The organism is Vibrio sp. QJM3NY_21 (assembly GCF_057785975.1).
The window spans coordinates 757,962-782,119 of the sequence record NZ_CM173514.1; the positions used below are offsets into that span (position 1 = coordinate 757,962).

At 41.5% G+C, this 24,158-nt stretch carries 22 protein-coding genes; 6 read left to right on the forward strand and 16 right to left on the reverse strand.

Going from position 1 to position 24,158, the window contains the following annotated elements; genetic code table 11:
* Entirely contained in the window at positions 1-1,188 is a 1,188-nt protein-coding gene (manA, locus tag AC3CID_RS19045; RefSeq protein ID WP_488527994.1) for a mannose-6-phosphate isomerase, class I, read from the forward strand.
* Positions 1,189-1,417: 229 nt separating this feature from the next.
* Here manA and AC3CID_RS19050 read toward each other — a convergent pair whose 3' ends face one another.
* The 3 genes from AC3CID_RS19050 to AC3CID_RS19060 form a co-directional block, all read right to left on the reverse strand.
* Positions 1,418-1,708, reverse strand: coding sequence for a putative quinol monooxygenase (locus AC3CID_RS19050; RefSeq protein ID WP_122056132.1), 291 nt, complete (start codon positions 1,706-1,708; stop codon positions 1,418-1,420).
* A 181-nt stretch (positions 1,709-1,889) separates the two neighbouring features.
* The gene (locus tag AC3CID_RS19055; protein ID WP_488527933.1) at positions 1,890-3,311 is read right to left on the reverse strand and encodes an endonuclease/exonuclease/phosphatase family protein; all 1,422 of its coding nucleotides are present in this window, start codon (positions 3,309-3,311) and stop codon (positions 1,890-1,892) included.
* A gap of 259 nt (positions 3,312-3,570) precedes the next feature.
* The gene (locus AC3CID_RS19060) at positions 3,571-4,713 is read right to left on the reverse strand and encodes an acyl-CoA desaturase (protein ID WP_004731281.1); all 1,143 of its coding nucleotides are present in this window, start codon (positions 4,711-4,713) and stop codon (positions 3,571-3,573) included.
* 166 nt (positions 4,714-4,879) lie between these two features.
* On the opposite strand from AC3CID_RS19060, the gene AC3CID_RS19065 reads away from it, so the two are divergent.
* Together AC3CID_RS19065 and AC3CID_RS19070 are read left to right on the forward strand one after the other, a co-directional pair.
* Positions 4,880-5,425, forward strand: coding sequence for a GNAT family N-acetyltransferase (locus tag AC3CID_RS19065; RefSeq protein WP_004731280.1), 546 nt, complete (start codon positions 4,880-4,882; stop codon positions 5,423-5,425).
* A 157-nt stretch (positions 5,426-5,582) separates the two neighbouring features.
* A protein-coding gene (locus AC3CID_RS19070; protein WP_488527729.1) for an IS3 family transposase occupies positions 5,583-6,787 on the forward strand; the annotation gives its coding sequence in 2 pieces (ribosomal slippage) (positions 5,583-5,970 and positions 5,970-6,787; 1,206 coding nt in all).
* Positions 6,788-6,871: 84 nt separating this feature from the next.
* Here AC3CID_RS19070 and AC3CID_RS19075 read toward each other — a convergent pair.
* From AC3CID_RS19075 to AC3CID_RS19090, 4 genes are all read right to left on the reverse strand, one after another.
* Positions 6,872-7,897 carry a GGDEF domain-containing protein gene (locus AC3CID_RS19075; RefSeq protein WP_488527934.1) on the reverse strand — a complete coding sequence of 342 codons (1,026 nt, stop codon included), beginning with the start codon at positions 7,895-7,897 and terminating at the stop codon, positions 6,872-6,874.
* 284 nt (positions 7,898-8,181) lie between these two features.
* Positions 8,182-9,117, reverse strand: coding sequence for a ribosome biogenesis GTPase YlqF (gene ylqF / locus AC3CID_RS19080; RefSeq protein WP_054545545.1), 936 nt, complete (start codon positions 9,115-9,117; stop codon positions 8,182-8,184).
* Positions 9,118-9,333: 216 nt separating this feature from the next.
* The gene (locus tag AC3CID_RS19085; protein ID WP_473578292.1) at positions 9,334-10,329 is read right to left on the reverse strand and encodes a DUF2955 domain-containing protein; all 996 of its coding nucleotides are present in this window, start codon (positions 10,327-10,329) and stop codon (positions 9,334-9,336) included.
* Positions 10,319-11,425 carry an HlyD family secretion protein gene (locus AC3CID_RS19090; RefSeq protein WP_473578290.1) on the reverse strand — a complete coding sequence of 369 codons (1,107 nt, stop codon included), beginning with the start codon at positions 11,423-11,425 and terminating at the stop codon, positions 10,319-10,321. Before AC3CID_RS19090 ends, AC3CID_RS19085 begins: the two co-directional genes overlap by 11 nt.
* Before the next feature lie 355 nt (positions 11,426-11,780).
* On the opposite strand from AC3CID_RS19090, the gene AC3CID_RS19095 reads away from it, so the two are divergent.
* From AC3CID_RS19095 to AC3CID_RS19105, 3 genes are all read left to right on the forward strand, one after another.
* A complete protein-coding gene (locus AC3CID_RS19095; RefSeq protein WP_488527935.1) occupies positions 11,781-12,101 on the forward strand; it encodes a hypothetical protein in 321 nt (106 codons plus the stop codon).
* A 115-nt stretch (positions 12,102-12,216) separates the two neighbouring features.
* Positions 12,217-13,227, forward strand: a complete 1,011-nt coding sequence (locus tag AC3CID_RS19100) for a helix-turn-helix domain-containing protein (protein WP_473578288.1) — start codon at positions 12,217-12,219, stop codon at positions 13,225-13,227.
* 196 nt (positions 13,228-13,423) lie between these two features.
* Positions 13,424-14,869, forward strand: a complete 1,446-nt coding sequence (locus AC3CID_RS19105) for a pyridoxal phosphate-dependent decarboxylase family protein (RefSeq protein ID WP_473578286.1) — start codon at positions 13,424-13,426, stop codon at positions 14,867-14,869.
* 46 nt (positions 14,870-14,915) lie between these two features.
* Here the strand turns inward: AC3CID_RS19105 and AC3CID_RS19110 are convergent, their stop codons facing one another.
* The 9 genes from AC3CID_RS19110 to ltaE all read right to left on the reverse strand — a co-directional run bounded on the left by AC3CID_RS19110 (position 14,916) and on the right by ltaE (position 24,157).
* A complete protein-coding gene (locus AC3CID_RS19110; RefSeq protein WP_428787108.1) occupies positions 14,916-15,263 on the reverse strand; it encodes a c-type cytochrome in 348 nt (115 codons plus the stop codon).
* A gap of 364 nt (positions 15,264-15,627) precedes the next feature.
* Positions 15,628-16,311 (reverse strand): response regulator transcription factor, encoded by a 684-nt coding sequence (locus AC3CID_RS19115; protein WP_004731200.1) that lies wholly within the window; start codon positions 16,309-16,311, stop codon positions 15,628-15,630.
* A gap of 94 nt (positions 16,312-16,405) precedes the next feature.
* Positions 16,406-17,287, reverse strand: coding sequence for a hypothetical protein (locus tag AC3CID_RS19120; protein WP_215919122.1), 882 nt, complete (start codon positions 17,285-17,287; stop codon positions 16,406-16,408).
* Complete coding sequence (locus AC3CID_RS19125) at positions 17,277-19,661, reverse strand: fimbria/pilus outer membrane usher protein (protein WP_488527936.1); 2,385 nt, start codon at positions 19,659-19,661, stop codon at positions 17,277-17,279. The genes AC3CID_RS19120 and AC3CID_RS19125 overlap by 11 nt, the downstream gene beginning before the upstream one ends.
* A 91-nt stretch (positions 19,662-19,752) precedes the next feature.
* A complete protein-coding gene (locus AC3CID_RS19130; protein WP_372243666.1) occupies positions 19,753-20,439 on the reverse strand; it encodes a fimbrial biogenesis chaperone in 687 nt (228 codons plus the stop codon).
* Positions 20,440-20,441: 2 nt separating this feature from the next.
* Positions 20,442-21,167 carry a fimbrial biogenesis chaperone gene (locus tag AC3CID_RS19135; protein ID WP_237298168.1) on the reverse strand — a complete coding sequence of 242 codons (726 nt, stop codon included), beginning with the start codon at positions 21,165-21,167 and terminating at the stop codon, positions 20,442-20,444.
* 114 nt (positions 21,168-21,281) lie between these two features.
* On the reverse strand, positions 21,282-21,779 hold the full coding sequence (locus AC3CID_RS19140) for a hypothetical protein (RefSeq protein WP_017076027.1): 498 nt from the start codon (positions 21,777-21,779) through the stop codon (positions 21,282-21,284).
* Positions 21,780-21,856: 77 nt separating this feature from the next.
* Positions 21,857-22,381, reverse strand: coding sequence for a hypothetical protein (locus tag AC3CID_RS19145; RefSeq protein ID WP_428786964.1), 525 nt, complete (start codon positions 22,379-22,381; stop codon positions 21,857-21,859).
* Between the two features lie 771 nt (positions 22,382-23,152).
* Positions 23,153-24,157 carry a low-specificity L-threonine aldolase gene (gene ltaE, locus AC3CID_RS19150; protein ID WP_171308900.1) on the reverse strand — a complete coding sequence of 335 codons (1,005 nt, stop codon included), beginning with the start codon at positions 24,155-24,157 and terminating at the stop codon, positions 23,153-23,155.
* Position 24,158 lies beyond the last annotated feature (1 nt).

A 24,158-nucleotide genomic window follows, 5' to 3' on the forward strand; every position in this document is an offset into this window, starting at 1 on the left:
ATGTCTCTATTTAAACTCGACAATGTTATTCAAAACTATGCATGGGGAAGCAAAGACTCCATCAACCAACTGTTTGGTATTGTGAACCCAAACCAAGAACCTCAAGCAGAAATTTGGATGGGTGCTCATCCAAATGGTTGCTCAAAAGTAGGCGATACCGGTGAGCCGCTTTCTCACATGATTGATGAAAATAGAATCGATGTCTTAGGTGGATACACGGCGGCACGTTTCGGTGAACTACCTTTCTTATTTAAGGTGTTAGCAGCTGAAACACCGTTGTCGATTCAGGTTCATCCGAACAAGCGTAAATCTGAATTAGGTTTTGAGAGAGAGAATGCACTCGGCATCCCTTTGAATGCGTCAAATCGTAACTACAAAGATCCAAACCACAAACCTGAACTGGTTTATGCGTTGACCTTCTACAAAGCGATGAATGGCTTCCGTCCAATCGACGATATTATTGCCTTGTTCGAAGAAGCGGATATTCCTTCGTTAGCGATTGAACTTAATGTACTGAAAGCCAATGCCGACAGTGATTCTCTGAAGTCTTTCTTTAGCGCAATTATGTCTCTTGAAGGTGACCGCAAAGTGTCTGCGCTTAATGAGCTTTATGCTGCACATGCGCGACCAGCTAAAACGGTCATGGGGCGTGAAGCTCTGCAATACAGCATTGAATTCAAACAGCACTATCCGGGTGATATTGGTTTGTTTGCACCATTGATGCTCAACGCGGTTGAACTGGCGCCCGGTGAAGCGATGTTCCTGTTCGCAGAAACACCTCACGCTTATGTTCAAGGCACAGGCTTGGAGATCATGGCAAACTCAGACAATGTGCTGCGTGCCGGTCTCACACCTAAATACATAGACGTTCCTGAGCTTATCGACAACACGATCTTTGAGCCGATTAAGCCAGAAGATATTCGCCTTAAGCCTGTATTGAAAGAGGGCAAGATGAGCTATCCGATTCCTGTGGATGACTTTGGATTTGATATCTTATCTGCGACTGATGAGAGCAAGTCACAGTATCTACGTAGCGCGGAGATCTTGTTCTGTGTGGAAGGAGAGGCGACCGTAACCTCAGAAGGTCGTACAGTTTCTCTTAAGCCTGGAGAATCGGTCTTTGTAAGTAGTAATTCAAGTGTTTACCAATATCAAGGGAATGGCATTTTGGCTCGTGCTTTTAACTAGTGCCCCCGTGCTAGCGATCAGCAAAAGAAATGTCAGAGTGCCACTGTAAAGTGGTACTCAATATTGGATTGATGGTTGTTACAGATCTGTCTTTGACAGTCATGATTATTGACCATACCCGCTACTCTGGCGGGTTTTTTATTATTAGAATGAGCATATATAAGCTTGTAGAAAAACAAACCCTGCGATCAGAGCAGGGTTTCCTATTGAATCAGTACTGAGTGATTGGTTAGGCAATGTGCGTCATTTTATTAAGCACAAAGGTTTCAATACAATCTTCAGTCGCAGCCATGTACTCGGCTATGTGTTGGCTCGCTAAGTGTTTCTCCAGATGAGCTTCAGACTCCCAGTTCTCATGAAAAACGAAGTGAGCAGGGTTACTGTTATCTTGGTGCAGATCGTAGTTAATACAGCCATCTTCAACACGGGTTTTATCGATCAATTTAATCATCTCTGATTTAACAAGCTCAGTTTTGTCTTCTTTAGTGACGATCGTTGCAATAATAGTCAGTTTGCTCATTCTTTATCCTCAGTGTTCCACTCGGTAAGTGTAATTAATATAAGCAGTTGAATGAGAGGGGTAAAGATTGGCTAGATCCAATTACTATGGATACTTTAATCCATAATTAAAGCCAGTCTCTTTAATAAAAAATGCCCGACTATAATAGTCGGACATGGATGATAGAGTTTATTCGAAAGTATTAGTTGTTGATTTCTGCTTTAATCCAAACCATACGGTGGTCAGAAGATATGTCCTTACCGTTTCCGTAATTACCTACACGTTCGTCATTCATTAATAGACGGCCGTCTTCGAACGTTGCTGGCCAGTAAATACCAGAGTCTGAAATCGTTAGGTTTTCTGATGGTACAACATGATCAAGGCGTAGTCCGCTCGTGCTGGTCACTTGACCAGGGTATGGAGTATCCCAGTTTGCTTCTTTACATTCGCCAAGAGCTAGACATTCTGGGCCACCAAGGCTGGCAGGTGCTAATGGACCGAACGTCGCTAACCGGTTAACTTTGTCGTGGTCCATCAGTGCATTGATTGCTGTCAAATCACCATCACCTTTAAGAGGGTCAGCGTTAAGGTCGCCCATAACAACGAATTTAGCGTCTGTACTTAATCCGCCAGTCACGCCTTTATCGTCGTACATGTAGCTTTGACCTTCGATGTAATCGACCCAGAAATTAACTTCATCTGCATTTTGAACCTTGTTCTTACCCGTGTCGAAAATAGGTGGCGTTGGGTGAGACATAAGTAGGTGAATCGTCTCTGAGGTACCATCTTCTTGAGGGATTAGGATCGGTGCGTCAACGTGGTTTTTAGAAGAAAGGCGAACTTCTGCCCACTCTTCAGTAGTATACCAGTCGTCACCACACTCCATGCCATCTGGGATAGGGTTCCAAGAATCGTTACAGTTGGTGATAGTTGGCATGGTAGCCGAAGGCATATCGCTCCATTTGAACTTTTGGAAAGTACGAATGTTGTCGTGATCAATTTCATACATAGACATTAGAGTGAACGCATATTGTCCGTGGTAGGTACCAAAGCCCCATGCATCGCCTGGTAGTTGCCCCGGATTACCGTCATTATCTAGGTCAAAACCAAATTCGTTTAAAAGGCCAGTGTTGGTCGCGAAGTTGGCAAAGTACTGGAATACGATTGGATCTAACTGAGTGCCGTCTTGATCAAAGCTATTTGAATTTTGAGATACAGATAGGTAGTTCAAGCGGAAACCGATAAGAGCATCGTTATTTTCAGCGGTACCATCGTTGTTAAACTCCGCCATCATGATTACTTCTGGGCGTTCAGTCTGGATGATTGCAGCTACGTTACGAATCTGGATTACTTTAAGAGCGGTGGCTTTGGCTTCTTCAGACAAAGTATCATTTTCCCAGCCTTCAACCAATGCGTCTTGCTCTGGCTTAGTCAGTTTCATTTCAGCTACAAGATCTTCGTAGGTATAACGGTCAAAAGACAGGTTGAATACGGCGATTTTAGCTTCTGTAGAAGATGGTACGGTTGGTTCTTGAGGGTAGTAGTTATTAGTTGTTTCGTCACCGCAGCCGAATAAAAGGGTAGTAGAGATTGCTAGCGCTAGTGATGTTTTTAACATTTTCATAAAATGATTCGCTTTTGTAGTCCGTGGAATAGGAGGGCGCGCATTTTATGTTACAAAATGAAATCCTGTAAGTGACTCTTGTCACAGTTGGTAATGTAAGAAAACGATTTCTTACACTGTATGTGTGATATTTGACATTGGTCCATTTTTGATTAGATTTTTTATTCAACCCAAATCGTAAATAGGGTAATAAAAACAAGAAAGCGCCGAGACAGTTTGAGCCTAGGCGCTTGATAAAAAAGAATATGTTATTAAAAGGTTAAGCGTACTGTTCCACCGTCATAGCCCAATTTTTCTTCTGCTGTTCAAAATTCATTTTGATTTGTTGGTAACGAACCTTAAGTACTGAGTGTTCGTACTTTTTCACAACATCTTCGCGTTTACTTTCAATTAGCTGCTTTTTGACCTCGTAGTATTCGTTCATGTTTGATACAAGTGCATCGAATTCTTGTTGAAGCTTTTCCGCGATTTGTTGCTTATCGGCACGGTGCATGATTTTTTGCTGCGTGCGCTTTAATAACATTGATGCTTCGGCTTTTTCGATGCGAGCTTGAGGCGTTTTCTTAAGCTTGCTTGCTAAGCCCATTAAAGAAGCACTCTTAATCAACCATTTAGTTGGATCGTATTGCCACCAGTAGATGCCGTTACGGTAATCGTTCTCAAAGATGTGGTGGAAGTTGTGGTAGCCTTCGCCAAAAGTGAGTACCGCTAGCACACCGTTGTCACGCGCTGTGTTTTTGTCGGTAAAAGGTTGGCTGCCCCAGATGTGAGCAAGAGAATTAATGAAGAAAGTTGTGTGGTGGTTAAGTACCAAACGAACTGCACCCACAATTAACAACATGCCAAGCACGTCTCCGTAAATTACACCTAATGCGATTGGAACACCGAAGTTCATAAGTAATGCTAATAAAACGTAATGCTTGTGCTGCCACATAACAATCTTATCTTTTTTCAGGTCGCGACAATTTTCGTAATCTGTGTACATTGCAGTGTTGTAATTACGAATCATCCAGCCGATGTGCGAATACCAAAAGCCACGCTTTGCTGAGTATGGGTCTTTGTCGTTGTTATCGACATGCTTGTGGTGCACACGGTGATCAGAAGACCAGTGTAGCGCGCTGTTTTGTAGAGCAAATGCGCCACCTAATGCAAACAGAAACCTTAGGCTTGAATGCGCTTCAAATGCTTTATGTGACCATAAGCGGTGATAACCCGTCGTGATAGAAAGGTTACAGAACGTAAAACAGATCGCTAGCCATATCCAGTGCTCCATACCATAGCCAAAAAAGTAGCCATAAACGGGAGCCGCGACAACAGCTAACAGCATGCTAAAAGAGAATACAAAAATATTGAGCCAGATTAGTGGTGGCTTTTTTGTTGATGGTTTATCGGCACTATTCATTAGTAAATTTCCATTGAGCTTACATCTGTTCGCTAGAATATCAGCGTACACGTGTAAGTCAATATTGAAAGTGTAAACGTGTATTAGTATGTTTTGCTTAAATATTGTATAAAGGTAGTGTGAAATGTAGTAACAAGTCATAAATGGAAGTACTAAGGGCTAATAAATGGAAATTAAGGTAGCTGAATATAAAGATTATGAGCGGATTGCCCAATTACACGCGGATAGCTGGAAGCTATATTACCGTGGCATTCTTGCTGATGATTACCTAGAAAATGATGTTCTGGAGGACAGATCTGTTATTTGGCAGACTCGTTTGATTAATCCTCCTTTCAACCAACATGTTTTATTGCTTGAAGAAGGCGGTTTACTGGTTGGTTTCGTCTGCGCGTTTGGTAATCACAACTTTGAACGTGGCACGTTCATTGATGCGTTACACGTAGACAATAATTACCACGGTCGTGGTGTTGGCAAGCGTCTATTGTCTGAATTATCAAAGTGGTTGCAGCAATACTATTCTGATTCGGGGCTTTACCTAGAGGTGATGTCTGAGAACCACCAAGCGATTGCTTTTTATCAGGCAATTGGTGGCAAAGAAGAACTAGAGCAAGTTTGGAACGCACCATGTGGCAGCCAAGTGAATGAAAAAGTGATTTCTTGGAGCTCTCCCGTTGAACTTGAACAGAAAACAGCGAGCGTTGTGTATTCTTAGTAGCTTCTTATTTAAGTAACTATAATTACTGAAGTCACTTTAAAGCCGAAGAACGAAGACAAAAGCCCCGAGCATTCAATTGTTCGGGGCTTTTTTGATTGGATTGTACCGTCCTAAATATGGTTGACACATTTCCAACATGAAATTGGAGAGTGTCATGAAAACAACAAGTAGACGTACTCAACGAGATTGTTCTCTTGCCTTTAAATTGGCAGTCGTAAGCCAAGTTGAAAAAGGCGAAATGACTTATAAACAAGCTCAAGAACGTTATGGGATCCAAGGTCGCTCTACCGTTTTAGTTTGGCTTCGCAAACATGGTCAACTAGATTGGTCTAAAGGAATAGAACAATCGAGAGCGTTAGGAGCGACTATGTCAAACTCTTCCTCAACTCAAACCCCAGAGCAACGAATCAAAGAACTCGAGCAGCAATTAGAAGAGACTCAGCTCAAAGCTGAGTTCTTTGAAGCGGTTGTAAAAGTCATGGATCGAGATTTCGGTGTCCGAATCTCAAAGAAGCGCAAGGCCGAGTTATTAAGGAAAAAACGGTCAGAAAGTTGACCGTCACTAAAGCTTGTCACTTCATAGGTATTACACGACAAGCTTTCTACAAGCGCTGTGATGCAGAAATTCATCAAACAAAAAAAGATGAATCAGTACTCGGTTTTGTGAAGGAGCAAAGGATGATGCACCCTCGTATAGGGACTCGTAAGCTGAAGTATTTACTTGCTCAGAAAGATATTGAAATCGGGCGAGACCGCTTATTCTCTCTGCTGAGAATGAATCGATTATTAGTGCAGAATCGAAGGGCTTATCATCGAACCACAAACAGTAATCATCGCTTTTACTGCCATCCAAATCGAATCAAAGAAGGCTTAATACCGGAAAGACCAGAGCAATTATGGGTTGCCGATATTACTTATCTAGCAACGCGGTGTGGTAGTACTTATCTCAGTTTAGTGACGGACGCTTACTCAAGAAAAATCGTGGGCTATCACATAGGTGATGATATGAAAGCTCGCACGGTCAAGCAGGCCTTTTTAAACGCGTTGAAAGAGCGGAAGAATACAGGTGAGCTTGTACATCACTCAGATCGAGGTGTTCAATACTGCTCTGTGGAATACCAAGAGTTGCATCGACAGTATAATGTATCTTGCTCAATGACTGATGGCTATGACTGTTATCAGAATGCGTTGGCAGAGAGGATCAACGGAATATTGAAGACGGAGTATCTGTTGAATAAGCCTAATGATTTAGATGAAGCAAAGAAAATGGTCGCCGAATCAGTAAAAATCTATAATGAATATAGGCCTCACACAGCTCTAAAATACAAAACGCCCGATGAAGTACATCGAGCGTTTTAGTCAATCAAGTGTCAACCCATATCAGGATGGGTCAGATTAATGGTCGTTATAATGAATCGCTAAGGCGCGTCAAATACTGGGCGATTAATCACTCCATGTGATCTTATTTCTACCGCTCTTCTTCGAAATGTAGAGTGCTTGATCGGCATCGTCGATAAGTTGTTCGACAGAGCCGAGAGCCTGTGACGCATATTTCACACCGATTGAAATTGTTACTTCTAACCGAAGGAGAGAAGGAGATTCTAATAGGGAGTTAACTAGCGATTCAATTGAAGCCTCAGTTTCTCCTTGGACCATCACCAAAAACTCTTCACCGCCGTATCGAAAGCAGTTACTGCTGGTTGGTAGCCTTTTTTGAATCTCATCGGCCAGTTCTTTGATCACCATATCACCCATTTGGTGGCCGTAGGTGTCGTTAATCGATTTGAAATGATCAATATCTATCATGATCGATGTTATGGATAACTGACGGTCTATGCTTGGTTCGATCACCTGATGAAGATAAAGGCGGTTGTAGCAACCCGTTAGAGCATCTTGATAAGAAAGGGCTTCAAACATATTGGATTGTTTGCGGAGTTGTATTGCTTGTTTACGAAGCTGTTCGGATTGAGTGAAGCGTTTATGCACTTCGAAATCTCGTCTTAAACAAGAAGCTGCAATAAGAATATAAGCTGAAGCGTATACGGAAATGGTTTCTATTTCGTGACTAGGCTCTGCTTCATAAAGCTGAGGGGCAAGGCCAATGAGATAAGCCAAAAAGATAAATGACAGCGTAGAGATGCTGTATTTAACAGACAGTCTTGAAAAGGTTCCGATGTAGATCATTACGAGAATGATGCCACCTTGGTAATCGAAATTACTCAGCTCGATAGCGAGTCGGCCTACATAGACCAAGAAAAGCGAGCTAATTACAAGGAAGGTACTCTCTATGAGTTCTAAAACGTTGGGTTTATTTGTAATGCAGTATCTGGCGACAGCCATCATCAATAGAAAAAGTAAGACTCGGAAAATGATAGGTGTTACACACTCTGTACCAAAGTGAATGTAGTCGGTAACAATGAAAGCACAGAATATTGAGATCGGGATGTAGATGAAATTTATGTACGGCAAATAAATTTCATTATCGAAATAGGTTTTAAATCTTTGATTCTTGAACCCAGAATAAGAGCGCATTGAGAAACTAGCCGAAATGAATACACAATAATTTGCGTAGTATGTCACAGTCTTTGGGATTGTAAATGACCATTTCTATAGATTTGTCAGTATGTTAGCTAGATCAATAAACGGTACAAGGCAATACTCACGCTCTATTATCGGTAGAACGTGAATATCTTAGAGGCTGGTGTAAGAGTGGTTAACAGAAACTAATGGAGATTAACAAAAACTAATAGCGATTAGCGCTTGTTCTTCAAGTAACGTTTACGGCGCTCTTCCTTCTTCTTAATCTGTTGCTCAGCTTTCAGCGCAGCCGCTTCTTCTACTTCAACCAATTCTTTGGTGATCATCTCTGGTAGCTCTAGCGTTACTTTACCTAAAGTACCGTTGCGAAGTTCGTGAAGTAGGATTTCCGAACACTTGTGAATGTCTATATGACCACCTGCACGAAGTGCACCGCGTTTACGACCAATCGCTTCCATCAACTCGATGTCAGACTCGGGCAGCTCTTCAATTTGGTAGCGTTCTTGCAAAAGGTGAGGGTACTGCTTCGCTAAGTACTCGACTGTGTAGAATGCCACTTCGTCGTATTCCATTGCTGTATCTTTTACCGCACCAGTCGCAGCTAAACGGAAGCCGCTGTGTGGGTTTTCTACTTTAGGCCAAAGGATCCCAGGAGTATCTGAAAGGATCACGCCGTTTTGCAGGTTGATGCGTTGTTGACGACGAGTTACAGCTGGTTGGTTACCCGTTACCGCAATCGTACGTCCAGCCAAACAGTTGATGATGGTCGATTTACCCACGTTCGGGATACCCATAATCATAGTTCGGATGTTCTTACCCATTTGTTCACGGTGTGGTGCCAGTTTACGAACTAGTTCCATGACGTGGTTAACTTCTTCTTTTACGCTGGTGGTAATCGCAATCGCTTTAACGCCTTGCTCTTTCTCGAAGTGTTCAATCCAACGTTCAGTAAGCTCAGGATCGGCAAGATCGCGCTTGTTCAACACTTTTACACAAGGCTTATCGCCGCGCAGTGAAGAGATCATTGGGTTTTCACTACTGAACGGGATACGAGCGTCCAGTACTTCGATGATCACATCAACCTGTGGGATAACTTCTTCGATTTCTTTGCGGGCTTTATGCATGTGACCCGGAAACCATTGAATAGACATAGAGATAAACCTTGATAAATATATTTGCTGCACATTGTAAGGGTTCGCTAGGGCGTGTAAAGCGCTATGTTGTACCTGAAGCCATGTCTTTACAGTGTAATCTAGGGGCTGTGGCTGTCACATGACTAGATATGGCAGGAGTTTCCCTGCCATTTAACAACACCTAGTAACAATGGATGAGATTGTACGAACGACTGAAAGTTGATTTTTGACGGGTTATTTCCTAGTTCGTGACTCTAAGAAATGGGTCATAAATACCATGTATAGCAAGACTAAAAATAGCTGGAAAATACGAACGTAAAACTTGTCATCCAACGCGCCGCTGCTTATTGATGTTCCCATAAGTACATTGAATCCGGTAAAGGCCGTAATATATATAGGTGCCTTTTGTGGAACGGTATAAATCTTTATTCCGAAAAGCGCAATGACACTGAGTACAACCATCATATATACATACATATTAGGTGCTAAAGATATGATGAGAAAAGTGACGAATGAAATCAGGCCTGCGAGGATGTTACTTACTGTGAAAAATAACGCGGTCTTACCGGACGTTTCGCTGCTTGCCATTAACGATGATAACATTACAAATGCAACGGTAAGCAGTATCTGAGAAAGTTGAAAATAGAAGTAAAAGCATACGAGTGGAAATGAAATCACCCATGCGCGTATAGCGGCTGTCCATCGCATTTCTTTGGTAAGTGGAGATACGGGAAAGCCAACAAAGTCCGTCTTCTCTTCTTCGGGAAAATAAACGTGTGAAAGGGAATACAAAGCGACGGCCAAAGTGCCTGAAAACGCAAAACCGATTCCGACATTCAGCGCGGATGCTTGATCGATTATCGTTATGGATGGAAGTAATATCAGTTCGATCATTAAGAATGTTGCGAACATGACCCATTTAGGGTCGGTAAATAAATAGTATGCCCAAAGCATCCCGAGTGTGAGTATAGAAAGAAAGGCAATTTTATACTCAGGTAGCCCCGTTGATACTACGAATCCAATTACGGCGGTGGATAGAAGCGCATAGGCCAACTGTTTGACATGGAGAATATGAAATTGAGGTTTATCAGTGATAAATTTTGCGGTCAGAAGTGGCGTACAAAAAGCTAATGGCCAGTTAAACCATAGTGCAAGGAATGTTGCCAAGCCGACTGTCGTGACGTAGCGAAAAATCCTACGCTCTTGTGCTTGTTCTATTTTATCGAACATAAGAGAACAAGCTCACTACGTTAATCCAGAATTTTCCAAGTAGGTTGAATAGAGTGTTTTCGCCAGTATAAACGATGACATCTGCTTGGCCTCCAATTCGCATTGATTGGATCGCTGATGGTTCGTTTATTTTGATCGTAACTGGAATACGTTGTGTGTCTCTTAACCATCCATTTTGGTTTTGTACACTCGCAAGGTCGCCAAGTTGTTCGTTTTTACCCCATGTGACTCCCAGGTCGATTGAAGAAACTGTGCCTTTGAACGTAGTGCCTGGAGCAAGATCTAATGCGATTTCAACATCATCGCCTGGCTTTATGTTACCGAGACTATTCTCTCGGAAATAAGCTTCAAGCCATAAATTGTCGCTTTCGACGAAGGTGACTAATGGAGAACCTGAAGAAGCGTATGAACCTTCTGATAAATTCAAGTTGGTTACCGCACCATCTGAAGGCGCTGATAGGGTTGTGCGCGATAAGTCTAATTGGGCTTTTTGTAATTCAAGTAGTGCTGATTGTATTTGTGCATTTTCCTCTCCCTCTGAACCCACTTGAGCTTTAGCTTTTTCTAGATTAGCGCGAGCGTTCATTACCTCAGCATTAGCTTTATCAATCGTGGCACGTGTTGTATCTGCATCTGACTTTGATACAACCCCTTTGTCTGCCATCGCTAATACTCGTTGACCCTGACGCCGAGCATTTTGTTGTGCAACTAACGATGTCGTGAGTTGTGCTTGAGCGGAAATAATACTGGCCATTTGCGCCCCAACTTGCTGCCCGGCTATCTTCAATTTTGCTTCTGCTTGTTTAACGGCTATCTCATAGTCGGTAGAGACAATTTTGAGCAACACGTCATTTTTCTCTACTTTAGTGTTTGCTGTAATATTAATTTGTTCTATTAAACCTGATACTTGTGGTTTTAAGGAAATGACGTTGCCTTCAACTCTAACGTTGTCGGTAGTTGGAATCATCCTGTCTGAAACTACAGCGATACCAATAGAAAGTATGGTGAATGCCAACAGACTGTTTGTCGCTATTTTTACTTTATTGATTGGTTTCTTTTTTTGCGTTTCAGTGTCGATTTTTTTTATTTCTGACATGTGAGGCTCTCAATTTAAGATTCTGATATGTAGGGAGTTAGGTGTTCTACTCCCATCAATGAACCATCACGTTATTAATGAGAGAGTGAACTATTTTTAAGATAAAAATAAGATCAAATATCTTGATTTAATGGCCATGTCGTGACATTGGTTTTTTTATTTTCGTGATGAAATTGAAATATATGCTAGGCAGAGTCAAATCGGTATTAATTAAATTGGTTATTTTTGATGTGTCACCAAATGGCAAGCATGACGTTAGATGAATGATTAACATGGATTTTGAACATCAATTGCAGCCAATTAAGAGGTTCGAGAACTGCAATTGAAACAAGACTAACGTTAAAGGGTACTGGATATGAAACTGATAAAGATTCTCGCATTCTCTATGATTGTGTTGACTTCCAACGCGTATGCAATCACAGATGCCAGTAAGATTGGAGCAAACTCAGGTGCTATGAATTACTGCTACGATAACTTTTCTGACCCTAGCCAAAATTCGAAATATAAAATTCTCAAACTGAAAACCTATGAAAAGTACCGAGATCTACTTAGTGATGAACGTGCAAGAGCGTTATTAATGAAAAGGGCTGCAGAAGGTGGCGATTATTTAGGAGGCCCTCTGGATAAGAGTCGATGCAATAGCCTACGAAAGGTGCTTTATATTAAATATAACTAAATAGTATGAATCTAACCCCTTATTTTTTTTGCCAAGTAAGGGGTTTTCTAATTTTTAGGCACGACTGTCAACATATCAAACGAGAAACATCTAATTATAAAGAAGGTCCTAACGTATGGCGTTACCGAATAGAGGAGTACCACTTGTTCGCACAGATTGTGTTCATGACCTGGCTGAACTCTTTAGTGAAAGAGATATTAATGTTTATTCTTTGATTACTGGTGTTAAAGCACCGGTTGACATACAAAGATGTGAATTCCCGTTTATACCTGAGACTGTTTTACTCAACATAATCAGAATGTTTGGTGAAAGTGTTTCGTTGGACACATTTGTGACTCGTGTTTGGTTAATGTGTAAGAACACCTATATACCGGGCGTGATTGCTCAGTTGGTTAAAGCAAGGGAGGGCACTGTAAAAGAAGCGCTAGAAGAATTCTGTGAAATCATTCGATATTACTCAAGCGGAGTTAAAATATCGTTAAAGCTCCATAATGATTGTTACTGGTTAGTTCGCGAAAAAGAGGGCGCGACACAAGACTGGTTTAAGTACGCGGAAATATTCTCGTTCATTTTCCTGGATGAGTTGATAACAGCTTTGACAAAACACAATAGCAAAGAAAAGTATGTGACAATTGTCAGCCCACATACGGAGTGCTTTTTTGAATGCTCACAGTTAGCACATGTTCAGTTTTTTACACTCCGCTCAGTCACAGGTATTCGTCTAAATAACGAAATTTTGCGTCAAAAAGTTAACTTAATAAAAAATTCAGGAAGAGAGGTTATAGATCAAGAAGGTATACCTAGTGATTTTTTGTGCTCATTCAAACATGCCATGCAACCATATTTGTCGATGGGAAAGTTACCCATATCAACGGCTGCGAACATACTGGGAATGAGTCCTAGGACTATCCAGAGGCGCTTATTCGGCGCAAGTGTAACTTATCGCGAAGTATTGGATGATCTTATTCTAAATGAAGTTCAGGTTCGGCTGAAGTACTCGGACGACTCAATAACGTCAATAGCAACCAATATCGGCTATGGTGAATCTGCTAACTTCACTCGTTTCTTTAAACGCAAAACAGGGTTTACTCCTTCACAGTTCCGCAGCCAACATCCAGGGTTATAGTTTTCTGTCAGTGAGGGGTAATTGTATGATTGACTCAAAACTCTATACATTGATTAGAAAAGTTCGTCTTTGGTTTCTCGTTTTTGTGCTGGATATATGAACTTTATTAAATCGCATTCCCGTGGCGCGATATGACAATTCTTAAACGCTCTGATCCAATAACATTATTGGGTAGACAACAAATAGAGGAATCATCATGTCACACCGTTTTAATGAATATCGCTTACCACTTGAAAGCTCTCTCAAACATGCAGTTTCTTACCTAGAGTCTTTAGCAGATAGACCGGTAGACAAAGGTACAACCTCACAAGCGTTACGTGAAGCTATCGGCGGGGATTTACCATTGCGACCAACAGACCCATCACAAGTGATTAATGACATGGTAAAGAATGTCGATGCTGGTTTAATGGCATCTGGTGGTGCACGTTTCTTTGGGTACGCGATTGGCAGTTCATTTCCCGCTTCACTAGCAGCCGATTGGCTCGTGAGTGCTTGGGACCAAAATGTGCCTTATTACGTTTCTAGCCCTGCTATGTCTGTTGTTGAAGAAACAGCTGCAGAGTGGATGGTTGAGCTACTAGGTTTAAATAAAGGTACGGCGGTAGGTTTCACTTCTGGTGCTCAAGAAGCGATTTACACCGGTTTGATTACTGCCCGCAATACACTGCTTGAACGCGCTGGTTGGGATGTGGTGACAAAAGGCTTGTTTGGAGCTCCTCGTATTAACGTTGTTGTCAGTGATCAAATTCATTCAACGATCAAGCGCGCGCTATCCATGATTGGCATTGGTCTTAAAACGATTGTCAAAGTACCAACTGACGATAACTTACGTATTATCCCAGATAACTTAAAAGAAATTATTTCAGGCTTAGAAGGCCCAACGCTTGTTTGCGCTCAAGCTGGCTGTATTGATTCCGGTGCTTTCGACCCATTTAATGAATTGGCTGATGCTGTCGAGAACCACGGCAACGCGTGGCTTCACGTAGATGGTGCAATTGGTTTATGGGCTGCCGCAAGTGATAAACAAAAGTATTTATTAGCAGGTATTGAACGCGCAGATTCTATTGATACTGACGGGCATAAATGGTTCAACATGCCGTATGACAGTGGAATGATCATCGTAAAAGATGCAGCGGCACTATCTAAAGCGATGGGCGGTAGTAACATGGGTGACTACCTTAATGATGCAATGGAAAAACCAGATCGAAATGCGATTAATTTTGGTATTTCTGCATCAAGAAGAGCACGTGGCGTTCCTGTGTATGCAGCATTCAAATCATTAGGCAAAGAAGGGATTGTTGAACACATTGATCGTTGTACTGAGTTAGCTCAGCGTATGGCGAATAAGCTTTCATCCGTGCAAGGTATTACGATTTTGAATGATGTTATTTCTAATCGTTTCTCAGCACAATTTGGTGAAGGCGATGACACTTACCGCAATGAACTAACAGATCGAGTAGTTCACCGTTTACAGGAAGAGGGAACATTATATCCATCAACTTCGGGTTACAAAGGTTTGAAGACGATGCTGTTCTCTGTTCTGAGCTGCCATACTTCGACTGAAGACATCGACCTATCTGCTGAGAAGATTGTTGAAGCATACCTGACGGAGAAAGAATTGATGGATAATGCAGCCTCTTAATTCATCCCTCAGAGAGTAAGTCCCAATTGAATATTGGGACTTTTTACTAATTTCCATCTAATCCATGAGTTCTGGAACCATTATCTTGAGATGAATAAAAAGCCGCTATATCTCTCAAGTCTTGATCATCGAGCTTACTGAGCTGAACTCGCATCATTTCTGCGTAGTCGCCTTGTCTATTTCCGCTTTGGTATGCTTTCATCGTGTTATAGAGGTAAGTTGAATTTTGACCCGAAAGTTTGGGGTAATCAGTGTTACTTGTTTCACCCGTGGGGCTATGACAGAAAACGCAACTTGGTGATTTCATTTTACCCAGTTCAGGATCGCCAAAATCAGAGGCATGAAGGCTAGGGGAAAGAGTGAGTAATAGTAAAGCGAAGGATTGATAAGTCATGTTTTACTCCAGTTAAAAACATGACAATAAGGCTTACCCTAAGGGGAAGCTCAAGTCTGAATTGCTATAGGTGTTAACAGTTAAAGCGTACTTTTTGCTCTGTTAGGTAAGTAGAGGGGCTGCAGAAGTGATGTTTTCGTGAGTTAACAAGTTCGACTCGTATTTTAGCGGGCGGGATGTTTTTCTACTTTTTAAAGTGTGATTAAACCACAGACGATTCGATTTAAACTTCGTTTATTGGCCTGACAGTGATTCTATGAGGAACTGAATAATATCAGGTCACCTTTCAAGGGCTTAAATTCTAATACGTCAGTTTGAAACAGAACTGCAATCTGCATTTTTGTATTTATGTTCATAATTTCAACTATATGTCTGGTTGTATAATAGTCTCTAAACTATTGATAAAATGTGCTTTTCTTATCGCTTCTTTTCTATTAGTGACATTTATTTTTTTGTATATGTTGTATACGTGCGTTTTTACCGTACTTTCTGAAATAAATAGTTCGCTTGATATCTCTAGATTTGAATCTCCTCTGACAACTCGTTTAAATATCTGAGCCTCTCTTTTCGTCAGGTTAGACAGTATTACCTGAGACTTGAAAGTATAAGAGCACGCATTGGATAAAATATGTGACATTAACTTTCTAGGTAGCCATAGATCGTCATCACATACTGTTTTTAAACAACGTGTAAGGTGTTCAATAGGAGCATCTTGATAAATCATCCCCTTTATATTAAACAGGTTGAATAACTGCATTACGGTAATACTCTGTCCGGTAATATCTGAGGGAACGTCATAGACTACCCATTTACTGGACTCTATTTTTGATAAGATGATGTTGATATCTTCGATATTTTCCAAGAGTAAGTAGCTAATGAGAACGACATCGAACGTTTTATGATTACGAGAGCGCTCAATGCTTAAAATACATTCTCGGCTAAAAGAAAAATCACTGTATTTCCCTATTTCTCGTTGAATAAACTGGTTGTTAATACCGTTGTCACCTACCAGGAGTATGTGCTTTAAATTATTTTTATTTTCATACATAATTTACTCCGAAACTGAAAAATCGTGTTTGATTGTATGATGATGGATTTTATATAATTGAGTTGCATATCTCACTTTTTATATAATTACATGATTATGGTTGTTGTGAAAGTTGGGGTTCGATAGAAATTTGTAATGTATCGTCATATTGTCCTCCTGGTTTGTTCTCTGTCTCACCGATGACAAAACTCAAAGGAATAGGCTGACCAATCGTAGCGGAAAGACGTTGAATTCTAGCGTCAAGTTGTTCAAGGTTTACTCTGTCGTTTTCGAGGGAAAGTTGGTATGGAATGTCCCATTTTGCCTCATTAGATTCATGACGTAGCATTCCTTGATGGGATGATTCCAATACGATGGTATAAGCTGTGTTGCTTTGAACCCATAGGTTAGGTGCGGAACGAATAACCTTGTTGGAATATAAAGTCCCTAGATCAAGGTCATAATGTTGTTGGGTCAATCCATAAAAATGAATTTTTGCAGCAGGCGGAACGTTAACAGATACCGGGAGTGAACTAGGACTAATTTCTATTTGTTTACTATCTGAGGTATAAGAAGGCGAGACTTCCAATAACCCTCGATAGGTTCCTGACGCTAGCCATTGCTTACTTGGGAAACGCATTTGTATCGTTGCCGAAGGTTGGCTTTCGGTTAATGATAAGTGCCATTGATTAGCCACTGACATACCAATCTGCCCACTCCATTCAAAGCCGAGTTTTGCTTGGTTTACCCCTTTTAACGATCGACTGGTATCGTTAAGTTGTAAAATTAAGTCTAATTTGCAGGGTTCGCCAATTATGATCGCATCTATACGATAAGTGTTTATTGTTGCGAACGTTCCTGCGCTGAAAACATCATATTGTGATTTCGATGAGACGGGTTGAATAGCCAAGGCACTGGCTTCACACGCCAATGCCGAAGGTACATGGCTTATGGCGATGAGGAACAAGGCTCCCCAAAGAACTTGTTTATTCCACATAAACATCTCCTAGTCTTATCAAGTTGTCACTGCGTTCACTGAGGGTAATGATGACTGATTCTTGTTCTTTAGTGTCGAGTACCAATTGATATTTTCCCGGCTTTAATCCAGAGATTGCGAATATGCCGTTACGATTGGTAAAGAAGTCAATCGGCAACTGTTTTGCCTCACCAAGGTAATGTGCGACACCAGCGACAAGTGAAATAGGGTTGTTACTTTGACGATCGAATAGCTTGCCAATAACAGTTAATACAGCATCAGATCCGATCTGTAGCTGGAATCCCCGTTTATAACCAGGCTTAATCCAAAAAGCACCATCGCCTAAGTCATACCCTGGTGGCAAGTTATCGACCTCGTAACCGACTACTTGGCCATTATAAGCAACAAGGTCAGGAACCATGGCACTTGCATCTCCTTTAAGGTAAACGCGTGCGTACTCACCATCTCTTGTTGGGTCGACAGCCACATCATTTTTTGCGAGGCTTTCGTGCTTGCTAACAATAGCAAATGCTTCGCGCACCGGTCTGCCGATCGTCACAGATGAACCTGCAAAAGCAAGGGCACTACTTATCGTCACATCAGTACTGTGATTTCGTGTTTCACCATTAATGTCTTCAAGCCGCGAAGCGTGGGTCGCGTTTAATTCATAACGGTTAGCCGTGTAGTTAATCCCAGCATCCATATCGGCATCCGTTTCTTCGTTAGTAATGACACTCGCAAACGCCGACATCCCCCCTGTGTTACCAATATTATTCTGATAGCTGTAATCTAAGGCGGCTTCATTAAGCTCTGTGGTGTAACGACCGACAACACGAGTTTGTCGACTAAGAGGCCAACTTATGGTGACAGTAGTGCTGATATCATCGTCTTCGGTTGCGTTATGCCGATAGTTAACGCGGGCACTCCAGGTAGCGGGGGTATCAAACAGTCCGTCCGATAAACTCGGGCTAATCAGCCAATAATCGTTTTCTTTGTCTACTCCCGAGCGATAATTGAGGGTCATGGCCGCGCGTAAAGACTGACCAAGGTAAATAGAGCTGAATGCAGATACATAATGGGTGGTTAAGTTGATATCGATATCGGAAGCATCAAACCCTGAGACCCCAGCAAAATTGTTGGTCAGATATTCATAACTTACACTCAGTTGTGGGGACAGCGTGTTCGTATTAGAAAATTCCGCATCGAACGCAAATTTGTAAGCGTCGCCAGTTCCAAATGTAGGGTGTTCGCTACGCGAAGCATTGAGTTCAGTGACGCCCCATGTAGAAGCGAGTAAAGCGGTGGCTCCATATTGGTAAAGATCTTCACGGGTTTGGAAGTTGGCACCTAACGTTAACCAAGGGTTAATACCCACATCGATATAACCATGCAAAATACGTTCGTCGGTTAGATATTCTATTTGCCCATTCTGTAATTCAGAAGGCGCTCCATACATGACGCTATATTCAAACTCACCGCTATTGAGCAAGTCGTTACCGGTCGCAATAGAAAACTCGATGCGTTCTTCATTCCCGGAGCGGTCGGTGATGACGAGTACAATATCATTGCTACCTTGCGCTAGAGGTATGTCACTAAGGTTATAGCTACCAGCGCCTAGCGTTAATCGCTGGACTGCAATCCCATCTATATAGACATCGACATTTGAAGCTCTTTGAAGTGTGAATGATTGATTGGCTCGTGGTCGTGCATTTCTGGTTGGAATGAGCGTGAAATCTCGAGTTAAGCCAATACCAAGTATGTCGGTGCTGTCCTGAAAAGATTGACCACTGTTGTACATATCACCGAGCACAAGTCGCGTGCCTTGTTCTGCAAAGTCAATATTAAGACGAGATCCTTCTCTTACGTATCGCGAATCTTGCGATGAGCTGTTTTCTAAATAAGATTCATACTCAAAGTTTAGAAAACCAATGTTAAGTGCTGAGTCAAACTGACTGCGATAGAGATCCTGCCTTGACGAATTCTGATCGACATATTGGCTCTCATTAGCCGAAAGGGCAAAGTTAACGTATCCACTAAACAAACTTGGCTCAGCATAGTTATAAAAATCATCTGCGCCATTCATAGACAGTTGCTGGGTTAAGCTAAATTCAGGCGGTACTGTCACGATGCATTCTAATGAAGAAAAATCGAAACTAAGACCTAATCCTACGCTCTCAAAATGGTGCTGAGACAGCATTTTATCGCTTGTCGTGTCATTGAGTTTCCCAATACCTTCTTGAGTTACGACGGACGAAAGGAGAGAAAGCGTACTTTCCTTCGGTAACAAGATTTCATTGTTTGCAGTAATGATAATGTCCGCTTCTCCAAGTATGGTGTCACTTATTCTTAACAAAGAGGTAAGTTGAATATCTCGTCCTGTCGGGTTCAAGACCATTTCTTGACCCCAAGCAGCAGGGCTTAAGGCAGCACAATAAAAAAGTACTAATACCAAGACATACAAAACTTGCCATATCTTGGGATAGGTTTCAGTTTTCATGCCCATGGTAAGTGCCCACTGGTAAATAATTTAAAGAAGAAGGCAAAGTAATAATGGAGCGTGGTGGAATAAACTGCTCACCTAAAGCCTCATGTACTTTTTGGCTCTGAGATTCGAGCCCCGCAAAATGAAGTAACGATGTATAGGTAAATCGCGACCCAGAATTAGTGAGTGTCAGTTGACCTTGTTCATCTATGTGTAATTTCACGTCAGGCTCTAAAGAGGACGAGTGAATGTGCAACAACGCATTGTAGTGAACTTGTAAATTGATACCGGTTGTTAGCCCGATGGGTTTGTCTATCCTCGCGTTGTTCTGGCCAATATTCACGGTACTGAAGCGAACGAAGTAACTCTGGGAGGTTTCGAGTGATCGGTTTCCCAACCACTGTATACGGAATACTTGGCGTGCACCGGGTGCCAACATTGCGGCTGGTGGAAACACAAACATCTCTTCACTCGATAGATCTGATGTTTGGAACGTGCCATCAGATAAGAAGTTCAAACGACGAACGTTAGCTTCAAGTGGGAGAGCTTGTGTTGAATTATTAGTTACAACCAGTTGCGATGTTGCCCGGTGATCTGTGTTGAGCTCGATGACGGTTGGAAACAATGTTATGCCAAACGTTTGTGCACACAGAAAGCAATAAATGAGCCCACCCAAGATATAACGTCTCATTGTTATTGATCCTGCTCTATTTCAATCGATAGGGTGTCCACATCATAATTTTTAAGAGGCTGCATTTCGAAAAAGCGAGTGGAGTAGGGTAGGACTAAAGTACCCGGAATACGTTTAGCGATTTCTACGCCTTTTAAATATGTTGAATTTTTACCATCAGATATTTTCCATGTTGTATTGGTTAATCGACCATAACTATTACCACTGTTAAGTACTTCAAGAACCCATTTGTTCTTTTTGTCATTTTGTTCGATACTTTTAATTTCTAGCTGAGAAGCCGTGTTCTGAGGTCGCACGTTGATAAGCGTATTAAACTGAAGCAAAAGACTTACTTGCCCTTGATTACTGCTCGCTCTTTGAACTTTTACTTGCTTAACAGCAATGCGATACGCTTTAGATTCTGTGATGGAAGGATCGCCCAAATACCGCACCATAATGGATTGTGATCTTCCAGGTTCTATTATTGCGGTCACTGGTATCACTAATAACTCGTCATCTGCAGGCGTCGTGGTCTCTTTCCCATATTCGTTCATTGTCATAAATACTGGAGACAATTCAACCGTGAGTGGTTCGGTAGACGAATTCTCAACCCTCATCGTCATTTGAGCTCTTTTTCCTAGTGGTGTCATTTCCATAGACATCGGCTCTACTTTGAACGCATGAGCTGACAAACAAGTGAGTGACAATAACAAGAGAACAGTCCATTTATGCATGATCCATTTACACATCGCGGTGAGCTCCAAATTAAACTAAAGTCAGTGATGCAACTGAGGTTAAGGTGTTTTAATACTGAGGTTAAGATTAAGCCGGAGGCCAAATAATAGCCCCCGACTTATTAACCTCTAATTTGAGGTGATATTTACGGTTAATGTATCTGAGTAGCCACCTGCCCATGGGGAGGTTTCTGTTGTCACAATATCAATAGATGCGGCAACACCAGTAGCCAATACTCCGGAACCGCCATAAGAATTACTGACTGAAACGTCATTTTGACCTGGGCCCCCTGGTGCATTAAGCGTAAAAGGAGCTAAACCTGAAGGGTTGAATGTTGCATCGTATGTAAGAGCGTAGTCTTCGCTATCGTCTGACTCTAGACCACCTTCAGCACTTGTCAGTGTCACAGTTGCACCATCGACGTCATTACACTTCATGTTAAGACCACTAACAGAAAGGTTTTGAATTTGAGATACGTTACCGAAGTCCATCAGTTGCGTTGAAAGACCAGTAACTTCACATACAGGTGAAACAAAACCAACTAACTGGACATCACCAGGAGCGGCTTGGACTTGAGCACCAAAAATAGCAGTGACTGTTGCTGCGTAGAGTGTTAGCTTTTTCATTAGAAATTCCTTTATCTTAAATGATTGGCTCGAATACTGCTGAGCGTTTGTTGTTCTGCAGATACATTGCAGAGTTTTCACTTTGTCACGCTATGAATCGAAGGGTAAACTTCGATCTCGATAACGTCTTGATAATAACCTGCGAAACGCAAGCTATTTTCGAGTGCTACCCTAAGGCTCCCATGTTGAGCGAAAGGAATAACACCAGAACTGTTTATCATTACGGGTGAAGTAAGTTGGCTGCTGTGCCTACTTTCATAAAGACGAATTTCGTCTATTTGTAATGACAAATTGTAACTCTCAATAATATCAACCCCTTGGTGTTGATATTTTAAGCCTCCATATTTTGAGTTGATCGTTATACCCAACGGACGGTTACAATACATATTAAAAGGCAGCGATTGCACATCACGGTGTTCCGTAAAATTCATAATGTTGCCAGAGGAAAAGTTTATTTCGCATCGATCTTTGATCTGACCACTAATTCCTAACGTTAAGTTGTTAGCGCTAGCATAGAATGAAAGTGACATACTAAAAATTAACACGGATACGGTGAAGTTATGAAGAATCCGAAATACTCTAAACATAATTTCACCTCTCACTGATTGAATGTAACTTGTTGCTTAACTTTCAAAACTATAAGTGCTTTAAAAAATGGTGAAGTAGTAAAAAAAGTTTATTATTTAGGAGAAGTATGAGTTTTAGTATGATTTTAAGCTGAGAGGTAGAAGCGAAATTATTAGAGAATAATTTAATATTCAATTGGATAGCTTGGTTTTACTCAATACTAATATTGACGGAGATTTTTTATTTAATTGATTTAAATAGAGCTATGGTCTATACGGGTGTTTTGGAGTTTTTGATGGGTTAATGTCATCATGAATGTGACAGTATTATTAACGAAAACACCAATTTGATTATTTAATTTATAAGTTGATTGTAGCGATTTCAGATTTTAATAATGGAGGGCGAATATCTACTTTTTCTTTATTGAAATTAGTTCTTTACAAGAATCTATTAGGATTGATGTGCTCTAGCTTTAATTACCGTATGTGTGGTTATTAAAAACTTGAAGCTATTATGACTAAGTCATTTACCTTTAGTGACAATACAATGCTGATAAGCCATTCATGTAAATCCAACTTAAACAATAATTTAATGTTTAAATGTTAGAATAATTTCCAGAAAGTATTCTCATAGGCCAAAATGAGATCGCGTTCTGATCCAGTCAATTAAGTGTGTTTATTAGAAAATTAGCAGGTGTCGAAGGCTATTTGGGCTGTGGAATGGGTTAATGATTTTGCTGAAAGAATAAAGCTTCCCACAGGGGATGCTTTATTCTCAATTGCTATAAAGGCTAATCTCGTCAAGAGTTAAAGCGCATTTTCTAGCTTTGTTAGGAAAGTAACGATGTCTTCTGAACTGATATCTCTATGGGTAACAAAACGTACTGGATTACCTGGCGACATCGTAATACCTTGTTCACCTAACTCTCGCGCGATGCGGTTAATATCCACAGATTCATCTAACTTCGCAAATACAATGTTAGTTTGAATGAAATCAGGGTTAACAGAGAAGCCTTCTAGCTTGCTTAAACCAATCGCTAGGTTTTTTGCGTTCTCGTGATCATTTTTAAGTTGAGCTACGTTCTCAGTCAGCGCCATTTTACCTGCGGCGGCAAGAATACCCGCTTGGCGCATACCGCCTCCGACCATTTTACGCAGTCGACGAGCTTTAGCGATGTACTCTTTGTTGCCAAGGAGTAGTGAACCGATTGGAGCGCCTAAACCTTTTGATAAGCAAATCGTCATAGAGTCGAAGTGCTGTGCGATCTCTTTGATGTGTACATCCAGCGCCGCTGCTGCATTATAAACGCGCGCGCCATCTAGGTGCATTTGTAAGCCGTGTTGGTTTACGAATTCACGTGCTTCCGCTAGGTAAGACATTGGCAGCACTTTACCATTGATCGTGTTCTCTAAACTAAGAAGCTTAGTACGAGCAAAGTGGCTGTCATCTGGCTTAATCGCAGCGGCAAGCTTTTTAAAGTCGAGTGTGCCGTCTGGGTTGTTCTCGATGGGTTGAGGTTGAATCGAGCCGAGCACTGCAGCACCGCCAGCTTCATACTTATAGTTATGCGCTTGTTGGCCACAAAGGTATTCGTCACCACGCTCACAGTGTGCCATTAAACCAAGTAGGTTGGCTTGTGTACCTGAAGAAGTGAACATCGCTGCTTCAAAGCCGGTTTCATTGGCAGCCCACTGTTCCAATTCGTTTACGGTTGGGTCATCGCCATAAACATCATCGCCCACTTCTGCATTTGCCATTACGTCACGCATAGCTTGCGAAGGTTTAGTTACGGTATCAGAACGAAAGTCCATG